The organism is Streptomyces sp. 5-10 (assembly GCF_014712245.1).
Classification (GTDB): Bacteria; Actinomycetota; Actinomycetes; order Streptomycetales; family Streptomycetaceae; genus Streptomyces; species Streptomyces violaceusniger.
The window spans coordinates 1-9,191 of record NZ_JACVYG010000121.1; the positions used below are offsets into that span (position 1 = coordinate 1).

The following is a 9,191-nucleotide window of genomic DNA, read 5'->3' on the forward strand; positions in this document are numbered from 1 at the left end:
CCCACTGCGACCCCTGACCAGGGAAGACAAAGGCCGCACGAGCGTCGGGGCCGACCACGGCCCCCCGCACCGCGCCGGTGGCCTCGCGGCCCTCGGCCAGCGCCGTCAGGCCGCTCACGAGCGCGCTACGGTCACCGCCCAGCACCACCGCCCGCCGCTCGAACGTCGCCCGCGTGGTGACCAGCGACAGACCGATGTCCGTCACCGCGGGACCGGCCTCCTCGGCCACCAGCGAGAGCAGCCGCCCGGCCTGCTCGCGCACACCGGCATCGGACTTCGCCGACAGCACCCACGGCACCACAGCGGGCGCCAACTCGCCTTCCCCCGCAGGGCTTTCGCCCTCGGTCGACGGCGCCTGCTCGAGGATGATGTGCGCGTTGGTGCCGCTGAGGCCGAAGGAGGAGACGCCCGCCCGGCGTGGGCGACCGGTCTCGGGCCAGGGCCTGGCCTCGGTGAGCAGCTCGACGGCTCCCGCCGTCCAGTCGATGTGCGGCGATGGTTCGTCCACGCCCAGCGTCCGCGGCAGCAGACCATGGCGCATGGCGAGCACCATCTTCATGATGCCCGCGACACCGGCCGCGGCCTGGGTGTGTCCGATGTTGGACTTGATCGAGCCGAGCCACAGGGGCTGGTCGTCGGCGCGTTCACGGCCGTACGTGGCCAGCAGGGCCTGGGCCTCGATCGGATCGCCCAGCGTCGTACCCGTCCCGTGCGCCTCGACCGCGTCCACCTCGGCGGCCGACAGCCGCGCGTTCGCCAGCGCCGCCCGGATCACTCTCTGTTGCGAGGGGCCGTTGGGTGCCGTGAGGCCGTTGCTCGCACCGTCCTGGTTGACGGCGGAGCCGCGTACCACCGCGAGGATCTGGTGGCCGTTGCGGCGCGCGTCCGACAGCCGCTCCAGCAGCAGCATGCCCACGCCCTCGCCCCAGCCCGTGCCATCCGCGGCGGCCGCGAACGGCTTGCACCGGCCGTCCGGCGCCAGGCCCCGCTGACGGCTGAACTCCACGAAGGTGGCGGGGGTGGACATCACCGCCACTCCGCCCGCCAGCGCCAGCGAGCACTCGCCCTGCCGCAGCGCCTGCGCCGCCAAGTGGAGTGCCACCAACGACGACGAACAGGCGGTGTCGATGGTCACGGCCGGGCCCTCGAGACCGAAGGTGTAGGCGACCCGGCCCGATGCGATGCTTCCGGACCCACCCGTGGCGAGGTAGCCCTCGGCGCCCTCGGGAACGCTCCGGAGCTGGGAGCCGTAGTCGTGGTACATCAGACCCGCGAAGACACCGGTCGCACTGCCCCGAAGCGTCGTCGCGTCGATTCCCGCCCGCTCGAACGCCTCCCATGACGTCTCCAGCAGCAGCCGCTGCTGCGGGTCCATCGCCAGGGCCTCACGCGGCGAGATACCGAAGAACGCCGGGTCGAACTCACCGGCGGTGTGCAGGAAGCCGCCCTCCCGCGCATAGCTCTTGCCATCCGCCTCCGGGTCGGGGTCGTACAGCCCCGCCACATCCCAGCCACGGTTGACGGGGAAGCCGGAAATGGCCTCGTCGCCCGCCGCGAGCAGCCGCCACAGCTCCTCCGGGGACCGGGCGCCACCGGGGAAACGGCAGGCCATGCCGACGATCGCCACCAGGTCGTCATCGGTGTCCGCCTTGCCGGCGGGCAGGGCGGGCCGGTCCGGACGTACTCCGTCGTCCCCGCCGGTCAGCTCCTGGTGGAGATGGCGGGCCAGGGCGAGCGGGTTCGGATAGTCGAACACCAGCGTGGCCGTGAGACGCAGTCCGGTGGCCGTGCCCAGGCGGTTGCGCAGCTCCACCGCCGTCAGCGAGTCGAAGCCGAAGTCCTTGAAGGCGCGGCCCGGCTCCACCGCGGCCGCGCCACCGTGTCCGAGCACCGTGGCCACGCACCGCCGCACCAGGTCCAGTACCAGGCGTTCGCCATCCTCCGACGACGCTGCGGCGATCCGCTCCCGCAGGTCACCCGCGGCACCGGTGCCCTCGGCCGCGGCCCGGCGCGCCGGGGGCCGCACCAACTCCCGCATGATGTACGGCACTTCACCGTCGGCGCCACGCGCCTTGGCCGGGTCCAGCCGCATGGGGATGACCACGGGCAGTTCCCCGGCGCACCCCGCGTCGAACAGGGCCAGGCCCTCCTCGGGCGACAGACCGTCCACTCCGGCCCGGCCCATGCGCCGCAGATCCGCCTCGGCCAGCCCGCCGGCCATTCCGCCGCGCTCGTCCCACAAGCCCCACGCGAGCGACAGGCCGGGCAGCCCCGAGGCCCGGCGGCGCCGTATCAGGGCGTCGAGGAAGGCGTTGGCGGCCGCGTAGTTGGCCTGCCCGGCCGTGCCGAAGGTCCCGGCGGCCGAGGAGAACACGACGAACGCCGAGAGGTCCATCGCCTCGGTCAGCTCGTGCAGGGTGATGGCCGCGTCCATCTTCGGGCGCAGTACGGCGTCCATGCGCTCCGGCGTCAGCGATGCGATGACGCCGTCGTCGAGTACCCCGGCCGTGTGGACCACTCCGCGCAGCGGATGTGCTTCGCAGATGCCCTTCATGGCGGCGGTCAGCGCGTCCCGGTCGGCCACGTCGCAGGCGGCCCAGCTGACCGAGGCGCCCGCCGCCACCAGCTCGTCCTCCAGCGCGCGGGCGCCGGGGGCGTCCGCACCGCGACGGCTCACCAGCAGCAGATGGCGTACGCCGCGCTCGGCCACGAGGTGGCGGGCGACCAGCCCGCCCAGCGTGCCGGTGGCGCCGGTCACCAGGACCGTGCCTTCCACGTCCCACGCCGCCGAGTGCGTCGAGGCTTCGGCGGTCTGGACGGTCCCGGTGGTCGGGGTGGGCTGAGTGGTCCCGGTGGACTGGGCGGTCCCGGTGGGCTGGGTGGTCCCGGTGGTCCCGGTGGTCTCGGCGGTCCGCACTCGGCCCAGGCGGGGCGCCAGCAGCCGCCCGCCGCGCACGGCAACCTGGGGTTCGCCACTCGCCACCGCCGCGGACAGCACGGAAAGAGCCTCGGGGGTCAGTGGCCGACGCCCGGGCTCGTGCTCCAGATTCCGCTCCCCACCGTCCAGGTCGACCAGGACGAACCGATCCGGGTGCTCGGTCTGCGCGGTCCGCACCAGACCCCATACGGCGGCCGCCGCGAGATCCACCACCGCCTTGTCGTTCTGGCTGCCCTCGTCGTCCTCGACGGTCACCGCGCCATGCGTGGCGATCACCAGTCGCGATCCGGTGAACCGCTCCTCGGCCAGCCATCCCCGCACCAGCTCGAGTGCCCGATGGATCATGTCCCGTATCGCGTCGCCGTCAGTGATGGGCACGGATGGGACCACACACGCCACCGCCGGAGGCACGGCCCCTTCGGCGCCGATTGCCTCACCGAATGCCGCTATGTCGTGCCAGTCGACGCCGTCCAGCGGCGCCACCTCGGCCACGGCGCGGTTCGCGGGCGTTTCAGCGCCCGGCAGAATGCTCCAGTTCAGCTGGAAGAGGGACTGGTGCACCGCCCCGCGCGCCGCGTTGACCTGCTCCGGGGAGACGGGACGCGTCGCCAGCGACTCCACCGTGGCCACCGGCGCACCGGTCCCGTCCGTCACCTCCATCGACAGCGCCATGCCATCGGGTCCCGTCGGGGTAAGGCATACGCGCAGCATGGCGGCGCCGGCCGCGTACAGTGACACCCCGCTCCATGAGAACGGCAGCCGGATCTGCTCCGACGTACCGGTGGCCGCAGCGCCCACGGCGTGCAGGGCGGCGTCCAGCAAGGCCGGGTGGAGGCCAAAGCCGCGCGGGGTCTGCTCCGCCTCGTCGGGCAGCGCGACCTCGGCGAACACCTCGGTCCCGCGCCGCCACACACCACGCAGCCCCTGGAAAACCGGCCCGTACCGCAGCCCCGTTTCGGCAAGCCGCTCGTAGTGTCCGTCCAGCGCCACGGGTTCGGCGTCCCGCGGCGGCCATACGGAGGCGGGGAGGGCGGCGCGAGCGGAGGTGGACGACTCGGGTGCGACACTGCCCGTCGCATGCCGAAGCCACGGCCCTTCCCCACCGTCCTCGCGTGAATGCACGGTCAGCGTCCGGCACCCCGAGTCATCGGCGTCCGAGACCGTCACCCGCACCTGTACGCCACCGTGCTCGGGGAGGATCAGCGGTGCCTCGAGCGTCAGCTCCTCCAGCCGGGCGCATCCGACGCGGTCGCCCGCGTGCAGCGCCAGCTCGACGAACGCCGTCCCCGGGAGCATCACCGCCCCCAGCACCTCATGGTCGGTCAGCCAGGCGTGCGTACGCGCGGACAGCCGGCCGGTGAACAGGCAGCCGTCGGAGTCGGGCAGCGTCACCGCGGCACCGAGCAGCGGATGCTCCGCCGAACCGAGCCCCGCCGAGGCCACATCCGCCGTGGCCGCGGCCGACTCCAGCCAGTACCGCTCCCGCTGGAAGGCATACGTGGGCAGCTCGACGATCCGGGGGCGCGCCGGTGCGAGCAGTCCCGCCCAGTCCACGGAACGGCCCCGGACGTGGATCCGCGCCAGCGCTTCGAGCAACGAGGTGGCCTCATCACGACCGGTGCGCAGGGCCGGGGCGAAGGTGGCGTCGGGAGCGCACTCCTGCCCCATTCCGGACAGCACCCCGTCCGGGCCCAGCTCCAGATGGGTCGTGGCGCCCTGGTCCGCCAGGCTCTTCACGCCATCGGCGAAGCGCACGGTCTCTCGGACGTGTCGCACCCAGTACTCGGCGGAGCACAGCGCCTCGGCATCCGCCACCAGACCCGTCACGTTCGACACAACGGGGATACGCGGAGGCGCGTACGACAACCCCTCGGCCACCTGCCGGAACTCCGCCAGCATCGGCTCCATCAGGGGCGAGTGGAAGGCATGGGAGACCCGCAGCCGCTTGGTCTTGACGCCCTGAGCGTCAAGCTGCCCGGCGACCTCCGCCACCGCCTCTTCCGCACCGGAAATCACGGTCGAGTACGGGCCGTTGACCGCAGCCACACTCACCTCGGCCCCGCGACCGGCCAGCAACGGCAGCACATCCGCCTCGGCGGCCCGCACCGACACCATCACCCCACCCGACGGCAACCCCTGCATCAACCGCCCACGAGCCGCCACCAACACACACGCGTCCGCAAGCGACAGCACCCCCGCCACATACGCCGCCACCAGCTCACCAATCGAATGCCCGGCCACGAAGTCCGGCCGCACACCCCACGACTCCACCAACCGGAACAGCGCCACCTCCACCGCGAACAACCCACACTGGGTATACGCGGTCTCATCCAGCCCCTCCACGTCCCCACGGATCACCGCCCGCAGCGAACGCCCCACCATCCCGTCGAACTGCCCACACACCTCATCGAAGGCATCCGCGAACACCGGAAACGCCTCATACAGCCCCTGGCCCATCCCGACCCGCTGGCTGCCCTGACCCGAGAACAACACCGCCAACTTGCCCGGCGCCGCCGAACCCTGGACCACGCCCGGCGCCGGATCGCCGATCGACAGCGCCTCCAAGCCATCGAGGAGACCATCCCGGTCAGCGGCCAGCACCACAGCACGATGCTCAAACGCGCTACGCGTCGTCGCCAACGACAGCGCCACATCCACGATCGGCAGCTCCGGCCGCTCCCCCGCGAACGACGCCAGCCGACTCGCCTGCGCCCGCAGTGCGGGTTCGGACCGTCCCGAGACCACCCACGGCACGACCGGGGACGTCAACGGCCTTGGTTCATAGATGACTTCGGCGTCGGGCACCGCCGCCGACGCCTGCTCCAGGATGACGTGGGCGTTGGTGCCGCTGATGCCGAACGACGACACACCCGCACGCCGCGGACGGCCCGTCTCCGGCCACTCCACCGCGTCCGTCAACAGCTCGACCGCACCCGCCGACCAGTCCACATGCGGCGACGGCTCATCGACATGCAACGTCTTCGGCAGTACGCCGTGCCGCATCGCCAGCACCATCTTCATGACGCCCGCGACGCCCGCCGCCGCCTGCGTATGGCCGATGTTCGACTTGATCGCGCCCAGCCACAGCGGCCGGTCCTCGGCCGCGCGCTCCTGCCCGTACGTCGCCAGCAACGCCTGCGCCTCGATCGGGTCACCAAGCCTCGTCCCCGTACCGTGCGCCTCGACCGCGTCCACCTCGGCGGCCGACAGCCGAGCGCTCTCCAACGCCGCCCGGATCACCCGCTGCTGCGACGGCCCATTCGGCGCCGACAGCCCATTGCTCGCCCCGTCCTGATTGACCGCGGAACCACGCACCACCGCCAGCACCCGGTGCCCGTTTCGCCGTGCGTCCGACAGCCGCTCCAGCAGCAGCACCCCCGCGCCCTCGGAGAACCCGGTGCCGTCCGCCGCTCCCGCGAAGGCCCTGCACCGACCGTCCGCCGACAGCCCGCGCTGCCAGCTGAACTCCACGAACAGACCGGGTGTCGACATCACCGTCACACCGCCCGCGAGCGCGAGCGAGCACTCGCCCCGCCGCAGCGCCTGCGTCGCCAGGTGCAGCGCCACCAGCGACGAGGAACACGCGGTGTCCACCGTGACCGCCGGACCCTCGAAACCGAAGGTGTAGGAGACCCGCCCCGAGACGATGCTGCCCGCGCTGGGGGCGCCGGGACCACCGCCCGGGCCCTGCGACAGCCCGTAGTCGTGGTGCATCACACCGGCGAAGACGCCGGTCTGGCTGCCGCGCAGGGTCGTCGGGTCGATACCGGCCCGCTCCAGCGCCTCCCACGAGGTCTCCAGCAGCAGCCGCTGCTGCGGATCCATCGCCAACGCCTCACGTGGCGAGATACCGAAGAACGCCGGGTCGAAGTCGCCCGCGTCGTAGAGGAAGCCGCCCTCGCGGGCATAGCTCTTCCCCGCGGCGTCCGGGTCCGGGTCGTACAGGCCCTCCACATCCCAGCCACGGTCTTCCGGGAAGGCCGAGATGGCGTCCGTACCGCGCTCCAAGAGCTGCCACAGCTGCTCCGGCGTACGCACCCCACCGGGAAAGCGGCAGCTCATCGCCACGATCGCGATGGGCTCGTCATGGGTGGCGAGCGTGCCCGTACCGGCGGCGCCGGATGGCGAGACGGACCGGGTGGCGCCCTGGTACGCCTCGGCCAGCTCGGAGCGCAGATGGCGGGCGATCACCACGGGCGTGGGGTAGTCGAAGACGAGGGTGGCGGGCAGGCGCAACCCGGTGGCCGTGTTCAACCGGTTCCGCAGCTCGACCGCCGTCAGCGAGTCGAACCCGAGCTCCTTGAACGCACGCCCCACCTCGATGGACTCCGCCCCCGCGTGTCCAAGCACCTCGGCGACGTGAGTGCACACCAGGTTCAGCAGGGCTTCGTCCTGCTCGTCCGCCGACAGGGGCGCGAGCCGCCGCCACAGTTCCGACTCGCCCGCGTCGCCGCTGGACGGCCGCACGGTACGACGCGTGGGAACGGTCAGCAGATCGCGGAGCAGGGCGGGCACCGCACCGGACGCCGCCTGGGCGCGGAGTGCCGGGAGGTCCAGCCGTATCGGCAGCAGGACGGGCTGCGCCATGGTCCCGGACGCGTCGAACAGTTCAAGGCCCTCTTCCGACGTCAGCGGGGCGATGCCGCCGCGCCGCATGCGCCGTACGTCCTCGTCGGCCAGGTGGCCCGTCATTCCACTGCGCTCGGCCCAGAATCCCCAGGCCAGCGAGACGGCGGGCAGTCCGAGCGCACGTCGGTGCGCCGCCAGGGCGTCGACGTAGGCGTTCGCCGCGGCGTAGTTGCCCTGTCCGGCGCCGCCGAACGTGCCGGCCGCGGAGGAGAACACCACGAACGCCGCCAGATCCATGTCCTGGGTCAGCTCGTGCAGGTGGAAGGCGGCATCGGCCTTGGGGCGGAGCACCGTATCGACACGTTCGGGAGTCAGGGTTTCGATGACGCCGTCGTCCAGCACACCGGCCGCGTGCACCACACCACGCAACGGACGATCCGCCGGAATACCCGCCAGCACCCCCGCCAAAGCCTCACGGTCGGCGACGTCGCAGGCCGCCACCGTCACCGACGCACCCAGCTCCCCCAGCTCGGCCTCCAACTCCACCGCACCAGCGGCCTCCCGCCCCCGCCGAGAGACCAGCACCAGATGCCGCACCCCCCGCTCGGCCACCAAATGCCGCGCCACCAAACCACCCAGCGTGCCGGTGGCACCGGTCACCAGCACCGTGCCCTCAGCATCCCACGCAAACCCCGACCCAACTCCCCCAGCAGAAGCCGCAGGAACAACGGCACGCCCCAGCCGAGGCGCCAGAGCCTCCCCGGAACGCACGGCCACCTGAGGCTCCGCACACGACAGCACCGCCTGAAGCACATCGGCCGACACCGCTACGTCATCCACGTCCACCAGGACGAACCGATCCGGATGCTCAGCCTGCGCCGACCGCACCAAACCCCACACCGCAGCCGCCGCCACATCCAGCACATCCTCACCCGGCACGGCCGCCACCGCACCCCGCGTCACCACCACCAACCGCGAACCGGCAAACCGCTCCTCAGCCAACCACTCCCGCACCACACCCAGGGCACGATGGGCCATCCTTCGTGCCTCGGTCGGGTCGCCGACGCGGGATCCGGAGTCGGCCGTGAAGGAGACCAGAACGGTGCCGGGGGCGGCCATACCGTCATTCATGGCCTGGCTCAGGTCCGCAAGTTCCGGATACGTGGTGCCATCCGCCCCGCTCAAGGCGTCAAGGTACGGCGGCACAACGCTCCCGAGCAACGCCCATCGGCCCGTGGCCGCAGGGGTTTCATGCTGGGCGGGAACCTCGCGCCATGTGGTGTGGAACAGCGCGTCATGCGTCACGTTCCGCGCTGCCCGGAGCTGCTCAGGGGTCACCGTACGGGTCACCAGGGATGCCACCGAGGCCACCGGCGCCCCGGTGGTGTCGGCGACGAGGAGCGAGACCGCATCCGGCCCGGCGGGTGCGAGCCGTACGCGCAGGGTGTCCGCGCCGGTTGCGTACAGGGACACACCGCTCCAGACGAACGGTAGTCCGGGACCCGGGCGGGAGGAGTCCTGGTCCGCATCGTCCCCTCCCAATGCCGCGGTGTGCAGGGCGGCGTCGAGGAGGGCCGGGTGCAGACCATAACGCCCCGCCTCCGCCCGCTGCTCCTCCGCGAGCGCCACCTCAGCGAACACCTCACCACCACGACGCCACGCCGCCCGCACCCCCTGAAAGACC

The 9,191-nt window shown here is 72.2% G+C and carries 1 protein-coding gene; it reads right to left on the reverse strand.

The annotated features are described in order from the left end of the window. On the reverse strand, positions 1-9,191 hold a 9,191-nt coding region (locus IEJ02_RS47135; RefSeq protein WP_191070407.1), incomplete at both ends, for a type I polyketide synthase.